Here is an 18,033-nt window from a genome sequence, read left to right on the forward strand (position 1 = left end):
TTATGAAAAAATCAGCTAAAAGACTCGCAGTTGTTCTTGCTGCCCTTATGACTATTCAGCCTGCAATGTTTGCAGTTGATGGAGCTCTTACAAAAGAAATCGTAGCACTTGAACTCGAACTTACAAAAATGAAGACACGTACCGGCGAATATGCAGATATGAGCGAAGCTGCTCTTAACAGAAAAATCGACCGTACAAAGAAAAAGCTCGATAAGAAAAAGTCTAAGGCTAAAAAAGAAGCTGAAAAAGACAAGGAAGCAATTAAAGACGGCGCAAAGAAAGCTGGAAAAGAACTTAAAAAAGCCGGAAAAGATATTGGAGATGCTTTCAAAGAAATCTTTGACTGATTATGCAGCCCATATTCACAAATCCCACACAGCTTGAAAAACTCGCAAAAGAAAAATATGCCGTACCGCAGTTTTTGATGATGGAAAATGCGGCACGGTCGCTTGCTGAGTTTATTCTGGATTTTGCACCTGAGCGGGTTGTTATTTTATGTGGAAAAGGAAATAACGGTGGCGACGGCTATGCTGCTGCAAGACTTCTGCAAAATAAATGTGACATTTCGGTTATCTGCATAGAGCCTCCTTCTGCCGAAGAAGCAAAAGTTCAGTATGAAATGTGCAAACGCCTGGGTATTGAAATAAGCGACAGCGACCGGTGGTTGAGTGACCGACCACAAGTCATCCTCGACTGTATTTACGGCACCGGCTTCCACGGTGAACTCCCAGAAACTGTAAAAAATCTTCTTGATGAAGCAAACAAAGCAGATGCCGTCAAAATAGCCTGTGACATTCCTTCAGGTCTATATTTTAATGCTGACTATACAATCACAATGGGAGAACAAAAACTTTCTCTTTATTCTGATAAGGCAAAAGCAGTCTGCGGTAAAATAATAGTAAAAGATATTGGAATTGCCCGAGAAAAACTCGAAACACCAGAAGCTTGCTGTCAGCTCATCGAGGAATCTGATATCACCCTTCCACTCCGCAAAAACCGTGCCGCCCACAAAGGAACTTACGGACATACTGTTGTTTTCTGCGGTGAAAAGGCAGGAGCCGCAATTTTAGCAGCAACCACAGCAATGAATTTTGGAAGCGGACTAACTTCACTGCTTCCTGTAAAAGACTCAAATCTTTCACAATTTAAGATTTCACCTTCACTGATGATTGCAGATTCAATTCCAAAGAAAGCGTCTGCGATTGCAATCGGTTCAGGATTTACAGAGTTCTCAGAAAACGCCGCTCAGCAGATTAAAAAATGGTTCACTACTCAGAAATCTCCTGCAGCTGTTTTCGATGCCGGATTTATAACAGCTCCAGAGTTCCCGGCCCTTCTCGAAGAACTCAACAAAATTGATGAAGCAAGAATCGTACTTACACCACACCTTGCAGAATTTTCAACGCTGATTAAAAACCTCACCGGCGAGGAAATCTCCGTTTCTTCTCTTGCTGAAAATCCGGAAAAGAAAATTGAACTGGGAAAAATCATAACTAAACGCTTTCCTGAAACTACGGTGATTATTAAAAGTGCGAACACGTTTATTATTTCGGGAGAGGAATGTTTTGTAGTCGCAGACGGTCCTCAGAGCCTTGCAAAAGGTGGCAGCGGCGATATTCTTGCAGGTCTTACTGCAGCCCTTCTCGCCCAGGGATACACAGCAAAAGATGCAGCAATCACCACGGCTGAACATCATGCGCTGGCAGCCCGTAAAATCGGGGATCAGGCTTATGATTTAACCCCTGAAAAACTGATTTCATTTATTTCTATATAGTTCTTTTTTTACTGTTAAAAAACTGTAAAACGTTTTATAATTGAAGGTACGATCATCTAAAGAGGGAGATTTCAGATATGTATTATTCAAGCATCGGAATTCTTGCAATTCTGATACTTTTTATTATCAATTTTTCAATCTTAGTAAAAACCTCATACAAAAAACTTGATGACGCACACAGGGCTTACAAACGCTTTTTAATTAGTGTTGCAGCCTTCTACATCGCAGATATTTTATGGTCTCCTCTATACATTCTGAATATTAAAGTAATCAACTTTATAGAAACAACTTTGTATTTTGTTATCATGGCATTCTCAGTTTTATTCTGGATCCAATATGTAATTCTTTATCTGAAAGAAAACAATCTCTTTTCAAAGATTTTTCTCTGGATGGGTCGAATATTTCTGATAGTCCAGTTACTTGTTCTGATAATCAATCTGTTTGTTCCTATTGCATTCTGGTTTGAAGAAGACGGAAGCTATCATACTTCCTGTGCCAGAAACATAAATCTTGCAACCCAGGTGTTTTTATGTGTAATTCTTGAAATCTATATGATTAGGGTAATCATCAAAACAGAAGGAATCATAAAACGAAGACATGAAGCTATCGGAATATTCTGTCTGAATATGATTATCTTTATCACTCTTCAGGCAATTGATCCATATGTACCGTACTATTCAATCGGTTGTCTGCTTGGAACCTGTCTGCTTCATACTTTCGTTCTTGAAGATGAAAAAGATGCCCGCCGTGAACAGCTGGAATCAATTCTTAAGGTTGAAGAGATTCAGGAACTCGAGCTCGGAAAAACACGTAAGATGGCTTATTCAGATCCACTTACCGGTGTAAAAAATAAAATGGCCTATCTGGAAGATGTAGGAAGTTTTGAACAGAAAATCGAAGACGGTTTCCTGCAGGATTTTGGGCTTGCTGTTTTTGATTTGAATGATTTAAAAATAACAAACGATACCCTTGGGCATGATGCCGGCGATAAATACATTCAGGAAGGCTGTTCACTTATCTGTAACAGTTTTAAACACAGCCCGGTTTATCGTATCGGTGGTGATGAATTCGTTGTCTTCCTTTCTGGAGATGATTATAAAAACCGTGACAAAATTCTTATAGAATTTAATCAAACTATTGATAATAATCTTAAAAACGGCGGTGTTATTGTTGCCTTCGGCTTTGCAGATTATTCAACCTTAGAAGAAAAAGGCTTTATGCGCCTATTCGAACATGCTGATAAAAAGATGTATGAGTGTAAGCAGGATTTAAAAGCCAAAAAGTTGAAACTGTCGCAGTAATTCAGTAAAATTAAAGAAAATCCTGAACCCTTCGCAGCATAGCTGCTCGGAGACTCGCTTAAAATGCTCCAGTGGAGCATTTTGACGGCTTTCAGCCGTCGCTCCCTATGTTTCAGGATCCACTAAAAAGCGCAACGACGCGCGACCTGGAGTTCCTCATGTCAAACACAAATGTTCCTGAACTTTTTGGATGTCTTGTATTTAACCAGACTGTAATGAAAGAAATGCTGCCTTCACAAACTTACAAGGCACTTAAGCATACAATGGAAGAGGGAACTCCGCTCGACCTTGAAGCTGCAAATCAGATTGCAGAAGCCATGAAAAACTGGGCAATCTCTAAAGGCGCTACACACTACTCTCACTGGTTCCAGCCACTTACTGGTATTACAGCAGAAAAACACGATTCCTTCCTCTCTCCTGCAGATGAAGGAAAAATCATAATGAGTTTCAGCGGAAAAGAGCTGATTAAGGGTGAACCTGATGCTTCAAGCTTCCCAAACGGTGGTAAGCGTTCTACATTCGAAGCCCGCGGTTACACTGTATGGGACCCTACTTCTTATCCATTTGTAAAAGACCACACACTCTGTATTCCGACAGCCTTCTGTTCTTATAACGGTGAGGCTCTCGATAAAAAGACTCCGCTCCTCCGCTCAATGGAATCTATCAACGAGCAGAGCCTTCGCGTACTTAAGCTTTTCGGAAATAAAGCAAAGCACGTTACAACAACTATGGGGCCAGAGCAGGAATACTTCCTTGTAGACGAAAAACTTTATCAGAAACGTAAGGACCTTAAGATGTGCGGCCGTACACTCTTTGGTGCACGCCCTGTAAAAGGTCAGGAAATGGACGACCAGTACTTCGCTGCAATCAAACCTCGCGTAATCAAATACATGGAAGATTTGAACGAAGAACTCTGGAAGCTTGGAATCTACGCAAAAACTGAACACAACGAAGCCGCTCCAGCTCAGCACGAAATGGCTCCAATTTTTACTACAAGTAACCTCGCCGCAGACCAGAATCAGCTCACAATGGAAATCATGAAAAAGGTAGCACGCCGTCACGGCCTTATCTGCCTTCTCCACGAAAAGCCATTCAAAGGAGTAAACGGAAGCGGTAAACATAACAACTGGTCTATTGCAACAGATCTCGGTGAAAATCTTTTTGCACCAGGAAAAACTCCACGCGACAATGCACAGTTCCTCCTGTTCCTCACAGCTGTTATTAAAGCTGTAGATGATAATCAGGATCTTCTCCGCTACTCAGTTGCAAGTGCCGGAAACGATCACCGCCTTGGAGCAAATGAAGCGCCTCCAGCAATCATGTCAATTTACGTTGGTGACGAACTAGATGCAATTCTTAAGGCAATTAAGGACGGTACCGACTACAGCGGAAAGACCGGCGGAAAAATGACAATTGGTGCAGATGTACTTCCTCCAATTCCAAAGGATTCTACAGACCGCAACCGAACTTCTCCATTTGCCTTTACAGGAAACCGTTTTGAGTTCCGTTCAGTAGGAAGTGCACTTTCTATCAGCGGTCCAAACACAATTTTGAACGCAATTCTTGCAGATACACTCCGCGCCTTTGCAGATGAACTCGAACAGTCTAAGAACTTCGACGAAGACCTCGAAAAACTCATTAAGCGCGAAATCACAGCACACTGGCGTATCCTCTTCAACGGAAACGGTTATGGCCAGGAATGGATTGAAGAAGCAGAAAGACGCGGTCTCAAGAATTACCGCACAACACCTAAGGCTATCGAGCATTACGTAGACCAGAAAAACATCGACCTCTTCACAAGACTCGGCATTTATACACCGGAAGAAATGAAGAGCCACTACGACATTAAGCTCGAAAAATACTGCCAGGTAATGAACATTGAATCAAACACAATGCTCGAGATGGTTCACAAAGACATCATCCCTGCAGCTTTCAAATATCTGAATGTACTTGCAGACACAGAATTCAAGATGCAGCGCGTTTTCAACCTCTGCGATGCAGGTCTTAAGCTTATGAAGGAATTAAATATCCTCGTAAACGACCTTTCAAACAAGGCAGACCTTCTCGCAAAGAAACACGAAGAAACCCGCGCAATTGCAGACCTCATGCAGCGTGCACACGCTTATGCAAAGGTTGTAATCCCAGCAATGGAAGATGTTCGCGCCATCGCCGACCAGATTGAACCACTCCTCGGCGAAGAATACAAACCATTCCCAAGCTACGAAGACCTTTTGTACAGCGTTCAGTAAGATAAGAAAATCACCCTATTAAACTCCTATGGAAACATTCTGTGTTTTATGCACATAATAATTTCCATAGGAGTTTTTTATTTTATGAAACAATTTAAAGGCTTTATGCACGGCGTAAATCTTGGTGGCTGGTTTTCTCAGTGTAATCATACAGAAGAACGTTATGATACTTTCATTAAGGAAGAAGATTTTAAGACAATTGCTGACTGGGGACTGGATCATATCCGATTGCCGATTGATTATGAACTTGTAGAAAATGCTGACGGACAGAAACTTGAAAAAGGCTATGAAAGAATCCGAAAAGCTGCTGAATGGTGTAAGACAAATAACCTCAACATGATTCTGGACCTTCATAAAACCTGCGGATTTTCTTTTGATATCGGTTATCAGGAATCAGGCTTTTTTGATGATGAAAAACTCCAGGAACGTTTTTATAAACTCTGGGAGTCACTTGCAGAAAGCTTTAAGGATATTTTTGCAGGATCAAATAACGAAATCTGTTTTGAACTTTTGAATGAAGTTACTGATCAGGCTTACTGCAAAAAGTGGAATGCAATTGCAAAGACTTGTATTGAACTAATCAGAAAGATTGCTCCAACAACAAAAATCCTGGTAGGAAGCTACTGGAACAATTCTCTGGCATCTGTAAAAGACCTGGACGAACCATACGACGAAAACATCGTATATAACTTCCACTGCTATGAACCGCTGTTGTTTACACATCAGGGTGCACCTTGGGTTGGACAGAAAATGAATCCTGATTTCAGATTCCCTCTTAAATCAAAATTTTCAGATTATATTAAAATGACTTCAGAAAAGGTTGGTCAGATTGGAACAGCTTTCGGAGCTTTTTCTCCTGATGTGACTGTTGATGTTTCTTACTTCGAAACAATTTTTGCAGAAGCTGTAAAGGTTGCAGAAGACAGAAACGTTCTGCTTTATTGCGGTGAATACGGAGTCATCGAAAAGGCAACTCCAGAAGACACTCTTGAATGGTATAAGCTGATTTCAACAGTTTTCAACAACCACGGAATCGGTCGTGCAGCCTGGAGTTATCGCCAGATGGACTTTGGATTAAGTGACAGCCATCTGGATGCAGTTCGTTCAGAACTTATCAAATATCTATAAAAAAAGACCCCGATTCTGAAACAAGCTCAGAATCGGGGTAACACATCATGCTGAATCAGGTTCAGCATCTCTATTAGAGCTTTCCGCTCTCTGCAGCTCCCGGAAGACCAATATCCTTTCGGAAGAATGCACCGTCAAACTTAATTGCGCTTATTCCCTGATATGCTTTTTCCCATGCTTCCTTGAAAGATGAGCCGTAAGCACTGCAGGCAAGAACACGTCCACCGCTTGTGAGGATGTCTCCATCTCCACGACGGCCTTCAACAGCACCGGCAACAAATACTTTTGCAGTACTTGCGTTTAAGAGCGGTTTGTTGAAAGTAATTTCCTTACCCTTTTCGTATGCTTCCGGATATCCACCGCTAACCATTACTGGTGCAACCTGATAACCTGGCAGCCATTTGAATTCGAAATCCTTAAGAGTTCCATTCAAAATAGCAGTACACATAGAAGTAAAGTCAAAGTCCATAAGTGGAAGAACAGCCTGTGTTTCAGGGTCTCCAAGACGAACATTATATTCAAGAAGCTTTGGACCTTTGCTTGTAAGCATAACTCCAAAGAAAATAAATCCGCGGTAATCAAACTTTTCTTTAATAAGTCCCTTCAATGTTGGCTGAAGAATATCCTTATCAAACTGCTTCATTGTTTTATCTGTTACATCTTCAAGAGGACAAACAGCACCCATTCCACCAGTATTAGGACCTTTAGCACCGTCCAAAAGACGTTTGTGGTCACGTGCAGGAAGGAATGGAACAATTGTAGCATTTCCGCTTACAGCATATTCAGGAGTTACAGATACTGCAGCAAGTACAGAAATCTCAACACCTTCAAGATACTCTTCAATTACAAGCTTTTTACCTGCAGCACCTACTTTACCGTTGCCCATCATATCTTCAACAGCCTGTAGAGCCTGTTCTACAGTAGCGGCAACAACTACACCTTTACCAGCTGCAAGACCATCAGCCTTAACAACAATTGGGGCTCCGTGCTTTTTAATATATTCACAGGCTTCATCTTTATTTGTGAAGGTTTCACTTGCAGGACAAGCTACACCGTATTCTTTCATGAATTTTTTAGAGAGGTCTTTACTTGCTTCAAGCTGAGCAGCAGCTTTCTTTGGACCAACACAAGGAATGTCAGCCTTCCAGAACTCATCAGCAAGACCTTCAGCAAGAGGATCTTCCGGTCCAATTACAGCCATACGGCAGTTTTCGTGTTTTGCAATTGCAACATAAGGGTTTTCGCCCTCTTTAATGTAATCACAATTTTTAGGATTTACATTTACACATTTTGACTCGTAAGCAGTGCCTCCGTTTCCAGGAACAACAACTACTTTATCAACAACAGGACTCTGAGCAATTTTCCAGCAGATAGTGTGCTCACGACCACCACTGCCAACTACGATAATATTCATAAACAGATATTACATGATTTTGCAATAAAAAAAAAGAGGTGGCATTCTAAGAATACACACCTCTTATCCAATTATACTTTAAATTCGTCAATACGCTCTGAAATATCATCAACTGCGTTTGTCATGTCTTCAGTAAGCTTGTGCAGGTTCTGAGTTGTATTTTGTGTAACCTCAGTTGTCGATACAATCTTATTGAAGTTCTGCGCCATATTCTTTGATGACTCTTTAAGACTTGCAATAGCATCAAGAACAGAAAGTGCCCGATCCTCAATTTTCTTACTTGAACGCTGAACGCTCACAGAAATATTATTCATCTTTGTAAGGGTTTCGAGCAGGTTCTTAGAACCTTCACTCTGCTCTTCAGTTGCTTTCTTAATTGAGTAAACCAGATCAGAAGTATTATTTGTCTTATCAGATACAATTTCAAAACTAGCCTTACTCAAATCAGCACTTTCTACTACCTTCTGAATATTTGCCGCAATCAGTTTAAGGTTTTCACCAATACTCTTAGACTGGGTAGCAGAAGTATCAGCAAGCTTACGGATTTCCTCAGCAACGACAGCGAATCCCTTACCGGCTTCACCCGCATGAGCAGACTCGATCATGGCATTCATAGAAAGAAGGTTTGTCTGCGAAGAAATGCTGGCAATAACCATGTTTGTATCCTGAAGAGTTTTACTCTGTGCAAGAACTGAATTAAGAAGTTCGTTTACAATACGGTTCTTCTCAATACCTTCAGCAGTTGCAGCATTAAGCTCTGTAAACTCACCAGCCATCTTATCAATCGAACTAGTAATAGACTGAATATTTCCAATCATTTGCTCAATTCCAGCACTAGCCTGAGTAATAGCTTCTACTTGAGAATCAATCATCTGATTAAGGGTTCTGATGTTTGAAGAAATCTGTGCAACAAGTTCACTGGTATCAGTTACGCTCTTATCCTCTGCCTCAAGAGTTGTTGTTGCAGCCTGAATTTCACTTGCAATATTGTCCATCTGATTTTTCGTTTCATCAAGCTGAAGCTTTACACTTCCGAAGGTCTCTTTAAGGTTAAAGTTTGCATTACCAATTTCAGTAACAGTTTCGTGGACTGTATTTAAGAATACATTAACAGATTTCTTTACCTGAGAGATTTCATTATTGTGATAAATTGTAAGACGTTTTGTAAGGTCTTTATCACCTGTATTAAGGTCATCAATATTATTTTTGATTGAAGAGAACTTAACAATAATTGTTCGGATAATAAGAAGTTCCAGAATCATTAAGACAAATGCAATCAAGAATCCTCCTGCCAAAGATACATTCTGCATATAATTTGCAATCTCTTCCAATTCGCGTTTTTCAACAGTAGCAATTATTTTCCAAACCTTATTGTTTAAGGCAAAGGTTCTAGTATATACCTGAAGATGTTCAACATCTGATTCGCCAAGAATATCCTCTCCAGCTCGGAGCCCATTTGCATCATCATAAACAGAAATTCGTCCTGTTTTAAAAAATGTTTTTCCAAGTGAATTAATAGGTTCAAGTTCAAGGAAGCCTACACAACCACCAGTAATTTCTTCACCAGTTTTTTCATCAATAAAATCTGATTTTACAAAAAGAGGCATTGTATAACCACCAGCAGCTGCCATTCGTGGAGATTCAAGCCATATAGAAACATTGTCTTTTTTATGATTTACATAGTATTCCTTCTGTAAAATACCGGCTACAGAAGTTCCACCTTTTGTATTGAAGGTTTCTGGTCCGCCATCCTTTGCATCATGGTTTGTATCCCAGAAAACCATACAATATTCAAAACCATCAGGCTTAGGAACTGTTTTTACTCTCTGCTTGATGTGCTCAGGATTATCTACAGGATCTACAATGGCCCGCTGAAATACCTCCAATAACGTTACCTGATTTCCAAACCAGGTTTTTACGTTATCTATAGCAGAATCAAGAAAGTATTCAACTGACTCATCATAAATACTTTTAATTGGCGCCTTAATATTACGTGAAATAAAAACAAGAAAAACTGAAATAAATGTGAGAATTTCCAAAAAAGCTATAACACCATATTTTAATAGGAGTGATTCTTTTCTCTGTTTTTTCTCCCTTTTTTTCTTGGATTTTCCTTCAGTCTTTAAAATCTGCTCTTCCATAATAATGCCTCACTATGTAAAGAAAAAAAATAATAACAGTTTGTTATCGACTCCACTCCTACTTATAAGTATAAAGTATAATAGGTGAAAGTCAAATTTTATTGACTGAAAACTCTTGTACGAAGTCTTCTCCCCAGTAATCACAGAGTAGATCATAAGCCTGCGCATGAATTTCTGGGGAAACAGCAGTTTCTAACTGAGAAATATTATTTTTGATATAATGACGGCAGGCTATACGGATTTTATCCAGCTGATTTTCAGTAAAAGTTCCCTGTGGAAGATTAGCAATTTCATCAAAAATTACCGTAAAAACATTTGCAGCAGAACAAATCTGTTCCCACCGCGCCAAAGAAGTTATCTGAGTATTTGAAGAAATTCCAAGCCCAATATTATAGAGATAAACCGGCGTTTTGATGCTGATATATGATTTTGCCTCCAAAGCAATAAAAAAATAAATCAGATAATCATCTGCCATAACACATTTTGTAAATGGAATATGATTGAAAGCCCGCAGATAAACCTCACGGTCTATAAGCTTCGCACAAAGATAACCAGAATGCTCCTGATTTAAAAAGCAATTGATAATCTGATTTTCAGATAGCTTAGGACTCTGCAGATTTACCCCTATCTGTAGTTCTTCTATTGATTTTTGAGAAATCTCCGAACAGGCTTTAAGACTCATTGCACCATGTACAATATCTGATTGAGATTCCTTTGCTGCAGAATATAAATCAGAAAGTGCACCAGGAAGCAATTCATCATCACTATCCAGCATGGTGATATATTTTCCTCTGGCAGCCTCTACAAGAATTCGCCGGGTTTCTACAGTCTGTAAATTTGTTTGATTTTCAATATAAGTGATTTCAACAGGAGAAAGCCCCTTTTTTTTTCGAATCCGATTACTTTCTTTTTGAACAAGCTTTACGATTTTCTTGCAGGAAAAGCCCCGTTCATCAGTTCCGCAACTGGCATCATTCACCACAACAATTTCAAACTCCGCAAAATCCTGCGCAATAACCGACCTAAGGCACTGCGCAAGATAAGCTTCCGTATTGTACACTGGGATGCAGACGGAGATTAACGGAGCCGAGTTTCTTTTCATAATAGCGTTTGAATCCTAGAAACTATGATAACCAGAATCCATGTAACCATTAAATGAAACATTAACGTTTGTTGTTGTAACAGATAAGGTTCTTAGGTTCAAAGAATAAACTCTATTTGTATTTTCAGAATAACCATAAGCCCCCTCATCAGCTATAATAAGTTCATCTGGCTTACGAGCTATGATTTTTTGAGGACCATAGAGAGTTCTTGGAGAATTTGCTTCTGTTCTAATTGGTTCAAGGATTTCGTTTATTTCATTTATTTGAGCTTCTGCCTCTGATGAAAACTCACCAGCATCCAGCAAAGGTAAATCTTTCAACGCAAAAGGATTTGAACTTGAATAATTCCTTAATCGATTTCCCAGATCATAATCAATCTCCTGTGCGAGCTCGCTTATTGAATCAGAATCATAATAAGAGTAGAACCATCCAAAGAGTTTTGGAGCATCTGGAGACTCATCAATTGGCTTATAAAGCATATTATGCTGATTTCCCGAGACAGTGCTTTCAAATTTTGCGATTCCTCCCTTTACAGGAGAACCATCACTATTTTTATCCAAAAGCAGGGCATATAAAACAGTGATATCTTCTGATTCTTCAAAAAGAACGAAATCACTTACCATGAAACCAGAAGAAACTCCCAAGGCTTCATTAGTTACCGGGATTCCAAAATCTTCTGTTGCATAAACACTACATTCAGAAAGAAGTGTAAGTTTTTCATCGCTTCCTGAAATTGCAAATTTCATGAGGGTAAAGGTATATTCTGATATGTAATTTACTGTAAATCCACCAGATTCACGTTGTGATTTCTCCGGAACAGTTCCCAAAACATAAAGATATTCTGAATCAGCACTTAGTTTTATTGAATCATAAATATTCGAAGAAAACTCAATCGCTGCATTTTCAGAATTGAATAATGTATAATCTCTTAATTCGCCATCTTTAAGTTTTAAGATATGATATTTACCATCCTTCTTTGATACAAACCAAACATTTCCATCATATACACATGCAGGATATTCCGAAGCATCCATAGGTATGTGTTTTCCATTGGTATATCCGGTATAAGATGGATAGCTAAACAAGAATTTTTGATTGTCTATAGTTTCAGTTGAATATATTTTATTATTTTTCGCATCAAAACAAAAACTGTTTATATCTTTACCAAATCTGATTCCATCTTCTAGTTTTGCTTTTTCTGATATCTCGGAAAAAACTCCGTATCCTGTAGAAGAAGACCATTCATATTCAGATTCAGTCCAAAGATTCCATAAAACTATCGGATATTCCAAATCAGAAGGAAATTCCTGTTCGTCAAAGTCAAAGAATAACTCATCAGTTAATATAAATGTATTATCCCCAGTTGTCTGCCATACATCGGTTACGAAACCACTAAATACGTTTATAACCTCTGTTAATGAATAAAGTTTATCATTTTGTTCCCGATAGACATCAAAAGTTACAGTGTATGCACCTGCTGGAATATTATTTAAGGACAATACAGCTGTTTTTTGATTATTAAAAGTTATAGATCCACCTTCAATTGCTTCATCCGCAAATGAATATCGAATTTCAGTTATCTGATCTTCATATTCCATTGTATCATCATAAAATGAAAGGCTTATTGAACCGGTAAAATCATTTGAAAATACAGGATAGACATTTAAGGAAATCTGAACAGGTTCAATTTCTACACCCTCTTCCTGTTCAGCTACTTCTATTTCTACTGGTAAATGACTCTGCAAAATAACGTTATCACCGATTTTTCCCACAGCCGAAAAAGCCCATTTACCTTCGGCTGTAAGTATAGCTTCAAAGTTTTCTTCACTTCCGTTTTCAACTATTACAGAAGGAACACTTTCATCTTCACACACTGCAGTTATTGTCCAGTTTATATCTTCATTTATTTCAAAAGAAGGATATGCAGCTCTGTTTACAGTTTTTGCTTTTTTCTGCAAACGAACAGAACCTCTTACTGGGTATCTTCCTAACTGAGCCTCATCTTTTTTAACAGGTGAAGTCGAAATACCATCACAAGCAGCAAACAAAAACACACTTAAAACAAATAATAAAACACTGATTTTTCTAATTTTCATTTTCGTACTCCCCATTAATCTATTTCATGCAAGAAGCCATATTCGCTTACATCCCATGCTATTGGACTATCTACACCGTCCCTTACTTCTGAAGTAACTGCAAACCTAGTATTAAAATCAGATATATTTAATCCACTATTTTCATCAACATATAGAACCTGAACATTATAATTGTAATCTTGAGGTGTAATTGTTGCGACAATTTCTTCCTCTGAGGTTAAAGCACTTTTAATTTTAATTGACGCTTCATAATATGCTGGAGAACTATACTCATTTCTTTCACGTGAAAGATAAATATCATTTCCTTTAAGAACGGCATCGCCTCCCATAAACAAATCTCCATATTGATTCAGATAAACACCATTACCATTTTCTGCTGCAGCATTATATGAAATTGAACCTCCATTCATATCTACACTACAAGCAATTCCTCCCCCAATACCAGCAGAATAGTTATAATATATACCTCCCGTAATAGAAGCCGGAATTAACTCATAATCTTCATCCTTTCCACTATATCCTAAGTAAACAGTACCACTGCAATCGACTCCGCCTCCTTCGGCAGCAGCCTTATTACTGTAGTGTTCAGCATCTGCAGGCCCGGTTGCATCTTTATTACCTATAACTGCATCTCCATATATAAAAAGATTACCATATACATATACACCGCCACCGTTTTCTCCAGCTTCGTTATCACATATAACACCGCCAGACATATATAATGAACGAGAAGTATATACGCCACCACCATAGCTTGCTGCATAATTACCAGATACTATAACTCCCTCTCCTATAACTAAATCTCCGGAAGCACAGTTTATTCCTCCACCCTGGTAATTATATCCACCTGTTAATTTTAGATTCTCAATTGATACTTTTGATTTTGTTTCTATAGTGAGTGCAGCTGCTCGATTTGCCTCATTTGCATTAATAATATCTCTTGGTACACCGTTATTGAGCTCTGAAGTTCCTCTCAACAAGATATCGCCTGCACCGACAGGTTGTAATATTTGAGGTGTTGAGAATTCGCCTTTTAGATTAATAGTCCAGTTTATTTTTTCTTCTGTCTTTAATGATAAAGTAGTTATCAGATTACTTGCTTTTTTTAATGAGGCTAATGCATCTTGCTCAGATAATCCTTTATTAGAATCATTTCCATCTGCACTAACATATAATTCTGTTGGCATAAATGCATTTAATTCAAAAGTCTGACTTGCAATTACTGGCAAAACACCATTTTTCAAATATGTTGCAATAACAAAAAGATTATAGTTTCCTGTTAGATCAAGTTCTGAAATAGTAACTAATGAATCACTTACGGTGTAATAATCAGCATCAAGAGAGTTTCCCTTATACATAAGTTTTACTGAATAATTTACATCCGAAAGAAGATTTTCTTCCTGATCAATTGCAGAAAGTGTAATTACATCACCACCAACAAAAATTTCATCCTTATCAATCTCAATTGTAAATGGAGTATAATCCAAATTTGAAGTAATTGAACCTTCTGTCTGAATTTGTTCCACAACTTCTTCCAGCACTACAGAAAGGGGATTTTCACCGGCTTGAACTTCACGAACTTCTGAACGACCGTGATAAATTTCTTTTATTTTAACTTCAAAATCAAGATAAATTGAAACTTCAGCATACACTGGTATAGCTAATGGTACTTCTGGAAAAGTAACTTTATAACCATCTTCTGAACGTAGTTGTTCATTAAGAAATAGTTCCCATTCATCAATAGACTTTGATTCTTCATACAATTTTATTTCTTTTTCTTCATTAGAATCAAATAACTTAACTGAAATCCTAATAGACTCATCTTTTTCTGATGCACGACTGATAACCTGTCGAATAACTTTTGATGGAATCGAAAAAGAAATCTCTGTCTCCTGGGCGGAATTGTTTGAACATGAAATGAGTTCTAAAGATCCACAAATAAGAATTAAACAAAATAGAATTGAGGAAAAAATCGCAGTTAGTTTTTTTCGCATAAAGCTTCTCCCGTTAATTATGCATTTGAATTTATTATAAATGATAATTGGGATAATTCAAGAATTAATCAGCACGAGGACGATGACAGTTGGAACAACCAACTACATGTACATGCTTTTTTCCGAGAGCTTTATTGAAAAGACGGGCTGTAAGGCTTTGATCCTGTGCAACTTCCTTGTGGCACACCGGACAGATTCGTTTTACGCCTGGCTCACAACGGGGATAGCAGTGAGGGCAGCCCATAACAATCATAAGCTGATCTGGAACATTCATAGGACGATAAACTTTTGAAATAATGTTCTCTCCTACGTACAAATTTGAGTCACATAGCGGACATTTTACCGGCTGCATCACCTTCTGGCGGGATGATTTCTGATTTTTTCTATTAAAATATTTTATATACCAGGCAATCAGTGCGATTATTACACAAACTGCAAGGCCCATTAATAAATAATCCATAGCATTATTATAACACAAAAAAATAAAAAAAATATTTAATTTTTCCTAAACTTTTTTTTCACCAACCCGAAAATCAAGTATAAGGGTGGTGGAAACCCGTGAGATAAACCACGTTGTGGTTTTAAACCCACCAATGTGTTTTATCTTATAACCTAACTATAAGGAGATTATTATGGTTATTAATCACAATATGAGTGCTATGTTCGCTCAGCGTTCCCAGGGAATTCAGGATCTTAACAATCAGAAGAGCATGGAAAAACTTTCTTCTGGTATGAGAATTAACCGTGCCGGTGACGACGCTTCTGGACTTGCAGTTTCTGAGAAAATGCGTGCTCAGATCCGCGGTTTGAACCAGGCTTCAACAAACGCTCAGAATGGTATTTCTTTCATTCAGACAACTGAAGGATACCTCCAGGAAACAACAGACATCGTTCAGCGTATCCGCGAACTTGCTGTTCAGTCTTCAAACGGTATCTATTCTTCTGAAGACCGCATGCAGATCCAGGTAGAAGTTTCTTCTTTGATCGCAGAGGTTGACCGCATCGCTTCTTGTGCTCAGTTCAACGGTATGAACATGCTTACAGGTCGCTTTGCTCGTCCTACAGGTGAAAATGTTGTTACAGGTTCTATGTGGTTCCATATTGGTGCTAACATGGATCAGAGAACACAGGTATATATTGGAACAATGTCTGCTACAGCTCTTGGTCTCCGCAACATTGGTGATGAATCAATCATGTCTCTTGCAACTCCAGATGAAGCTAACCGCGCAATCGGAACTCTTGATGAGGCTTTGATGAAGATCAACAAGCAGCGTGCTGACCTTGGTGCTTACCAGAACCGCCTTGAGAAGACTGTTACAGGTCTTGATGTTGGTGCTGAAAACCTCCAGGCTTCTGAATCACGCATCCGTGATACAGACATGGCTGAAGAGATGGTTAAGTTCACAACTTCTAACGTACTCTCTCAGGCTGGTACAGCTATGCTCGCTCAGGCTAATCAGTCTAGCCAGAACGTACTCAGCTTGCTCCGCTAGAATTAACCTATCCCCCGTCATCCTGAACTTGTTTCAGGATCGGGATAAAAAAAACCGATGCGAACTGCATCGGTTTTTTTATTTAACAAAAGAATTAAAAATCAGAAATTAGCCGAGAGTAATTGCTCCAGCCTCGCTGATTGTAATTATTGCTTTACAGTTAGTACAGCGGAAACGACCTGCGTGTGCTGCCTGAATATTCTTTCCACATGATGGACAAACAAGCATCTTAGGGAATACTGGACCTGGAGCAGAACCTTCATCATGACGAAGGTACTCCAAAGCTTCTTCTGTAGTATCCTTAAGATTGAAGAACTGAGAGAAACCAAGAATCTGGAATACTTCAGCTACCTTCTCCTGAACTTCAGAAAGAATAATATCTCCGCCCTTTACCTTTACCATCTTAAGAAGGATTGTAAAAGAACCGAGACCTGTAGATGACACATATGACAAACCGCCACAATTAAACAGAAGATTAAAGTACCCTGCTCCGATTACTTTAGTAAGCTGTTTCTGAAAGAAAGATGAATTGTAAGTGTCGATATACCCATCCAGGACAACCATACAACCGTTCTGGACTCCTGGAATCTTATGCAAAGTGATCTTGAGAGAATCGTCCTTGTCACTGTCAAAGCCTGAAACGATAGAATTATTTGATTCCATTTAAATTACTACTTATGTATTATTATAAAACAAGAATTTCGAATTGTCTATTAAAATATGAAAAATAAAAAATCCGTTAAAACTCGCTGCGACCACGGAAACTCAAAGCTAAAGTGCGCTTATCAATGTATTCAAGGTCGCCGCCGACAGGAATTCCTGTTGCAAGTCGGGTAACTTTTGGTGAATCAGGAAGCTGAAGTTCCATAATCACCTTATTAAGATAGAGAGCAGTTGTATCTCCTTCTACTGTAGGATTTGTAGCAATTATAATTTCTGTAACGCTGCCATCTTTTATGCGGTTAATCAGTGGCTGAATTGAAAGCTGTGCCGGTCCGATTCCTTCGAGAGGACGGAGCAATCCTCCAAGAACATGGTACTTTCCCTTGTATTCACCATAGGCTTCAATTGTAGAAACGTCCTGCGGCTGTTCAACAACACAAATCTGAGATGAATCACGAAGCGGATTTGAACAGATTGGACACGGATCTGATTCTGTCCAGGTACCGCATACTGAGCAGGGCTTTATACGTTCCTGAAGATGTCCGAGATTCTGGGCAAACTTCTGGACATATGAAGAATCCTGTTTTAAAAGCCAGTTTACCATGCGGATGGCACTTTTTTTACCGATTCCAGGGAGACGGGAAAAGTTATTAGCTAATTCATCAAATGCATTCATA

General features: G+C 38.8%; 14 protein-coding genes. 6 read left to right on the forward strand and 8 right to left on the reverse strand.

Annotated elements, in window-relative coordinates:
• Positions 1 to 2: 2 nt before the first annotated feature.
• From AABJ44_RS13075 to AABJ44_RS13095, 5 genes are all read left to right on the forward strand, one after another.
• Complete coding sequence (locus tag AABJ44_RS13075) at positions 3 to 347, forward strand: hypothetical protein (RefSeq protein ID WP_338369496.1); 345 nt, start codon at positions 3 to 5, stop codon at positions 345 to 347.
• Positions 348 to 349: 2 nt separating this feature from the next.
• A complete protein-coding gene (locus tag AABJ44_RS13080) occupies positions 350 to 1,774 on the forward strand; it encodes an NAD(P)H-hydrate epimerase (RefSeq protein WP_338369497.1) in 1,425 nt (474 codons plus the stop codon).
• A 77-nt stretch (positions 1,775 to 1,851) separates the two neighbouring features.
• Entirely contained in the window at positions 1,852 to 3,075 is a 1,224-nt protein-coding gene (locus tag AABJ44_RS13085; RefSeq protein WP_338369498.1) for a GGDEF domain-containing protein, read from the forward strand.
• Between the two features lie 158 nt (positions 3,076 to 3,233).
• Positions 3,234 to 5,324 (forward strand): glutamine synthetase III family protein, encoded by a 2,091-nt coding sequence (locus tag AABJ44_RS13090; protein ID WP_338369499.1) that lies wholly within the window; start codon positions 3,234 to 3,236, stop codon positions 5,322 to 5,324.
• A gap of 84 nt (positions 5,325 to 5,408) precedes the next feature.
• A complete protein-coding gene (locus AABJ44_RS13095) occupies positions 5,409 to 6,452 on the forward strand; it encodes a glycoside hydrolase family 5 protein (protein WP_338369500.1) in 1,044 nt (347 codons plus the stop codon).
• 73 nt (positions 6,453 to 6,525) lie between these two features.
• On the opposite strand, the gene purD is transcribed toward AABJ44_RS13095, so the two are convergent.
• The 6 genes from purD to AABJ44_RS13125 all read right to left on the reverse strand — a co-directional run bounded on the left by purD (position 6,526) and on the right by AABJ44_RS13125 (position 15,660).
• The gene (gene purD, locus AABJ44_RS13100; RefSeq protein WP_074644339.1) at positions 6,526 to 7,866 is read right to left on the reverse strand and encodes a phosphoribosylamine--glycine ligase; all 1,341 of its coding nucleotides are present in this window, start codon (positions 7,864 to 7,866) and stop codon (positions 6,526 to 6,528) included.
• 71 nt (positions 7,867 to 7,937) lie between these two features.
• On the reverse strand, positions 7,938 to 10,007 hold the full coding sequence (locus tag AABJ44_RS13105) for a methyl-accepting chemotaxis protein (protein ID WP_338369501.1): 2,070 nt from the start codon (positions 10,005 to 10,007) through the stop codon (positions 7,938 to 7,940).
• A gap of 91 nt (positions 10,008 to 10,098) precedes the next feature.
• Positions 10,099 to 11,109, reverse strand: a complete 1,011-nt coding sequence (locus AABJ44_RS13110) for a glycosyltransferase family 2 protein (protein ID WP_338369502.1) — start codon at positions 11,107 to 11,109, stop codon at positions 10,099 to 10,101.
• Between the two features lie 15 nt (positions 11,110 to 11,124).
• The gene (locus AABJ44_RS13115) at positions 11,125 to 13,206 is read right to left on the reverse strand and encodes a hypothetical protein (protein ID WP_338369503.1); all 2,082 of its coding nucleotides are present in this window, start codon (positions 13,204 to 13,206) and stop codon (positions 11,125 to 11,127) included.
• 14 nt (positions 13,207 to 13,220) lie between these two features.
• On the reverse strand, positions 13,221 to 15,200 hold the full coding sequence (locus AABJ44_RS13120) for a hypothetical protein (protein ID WP_338369504.1): 1,980 nt from the start codon (positions 15,198 to 15,200) through the stop codon (positions 13,221 to 13,223).
• A 64-nt stretch (positions 15,201 to 15,264) separates the two neighbouring features.
• Entirely contained in the window at positions 15,265 to 15,660 is a 396-nt protein-coding gene (locus tag AABJ44_RS13125; RefSeq protein ID WP_338369505.1) for a hypothetical protein, read from the reverse strand.
• 172 nt (positions 15,661 to 15,832) lie between these two features.
• On the opposite strand from AABJ44_RS13125, the gene AABJ44_RS13130 reads away from it, so the two are divergent.
• Positions 15,833 to 16,693 carry a flagellin N-terminal helical domain-containing protein gene (locus AABJ44_RS13130; RefSeq protein WP_074644328.1) on the forward strand — a complete coding sequence of 287 codons (861 nt, stop codon included), beginning with the start codon at positions 15,833 to 15,835 and terminating at the stop codon, positions 16,691 to 16,693.
• Positions 16,694 to 16,801: 108 nt separating this feature from the next.
• Here AABJ44_RS13130 and AABJ44_RS13135 read toward each other — a convergent pair whose 3' ends face one another.
• Both AABJ44_RS13135 and recR read right to left on the reverse strand, forming a co-directional pair.
• Entirely contained in the window at positions 16,802 to 17,356 is a 555-nt protein-coding gene (locus AABJ44_RS13135) for an STAS domain-containing protein (RefSeq protein WP_074644325.1), read from the reverse strand.
• A gap of 76 nt (positions 17,357 to 17,432) precedes the next feature.
• Entirely contained in the window at positions 17,433 to 18,032 is a 600-nt protein-coding gene (gene recR, locus AABJ44_RS13140) for a recombination mediator RecR (protein WP_338369506.1), read from the reverse strand.
• Position 18,033: the final 1 nt, after the last annotated feature.

It is taken from the genome of Treponema bryantii (assembly GCF_036492245.1).
Lineage (GTDB): Bacteria > Spirochaetota > Spirochaetia > Treponematales > Treponemataceae > Treponema_D > Treponema_D bryantii_C.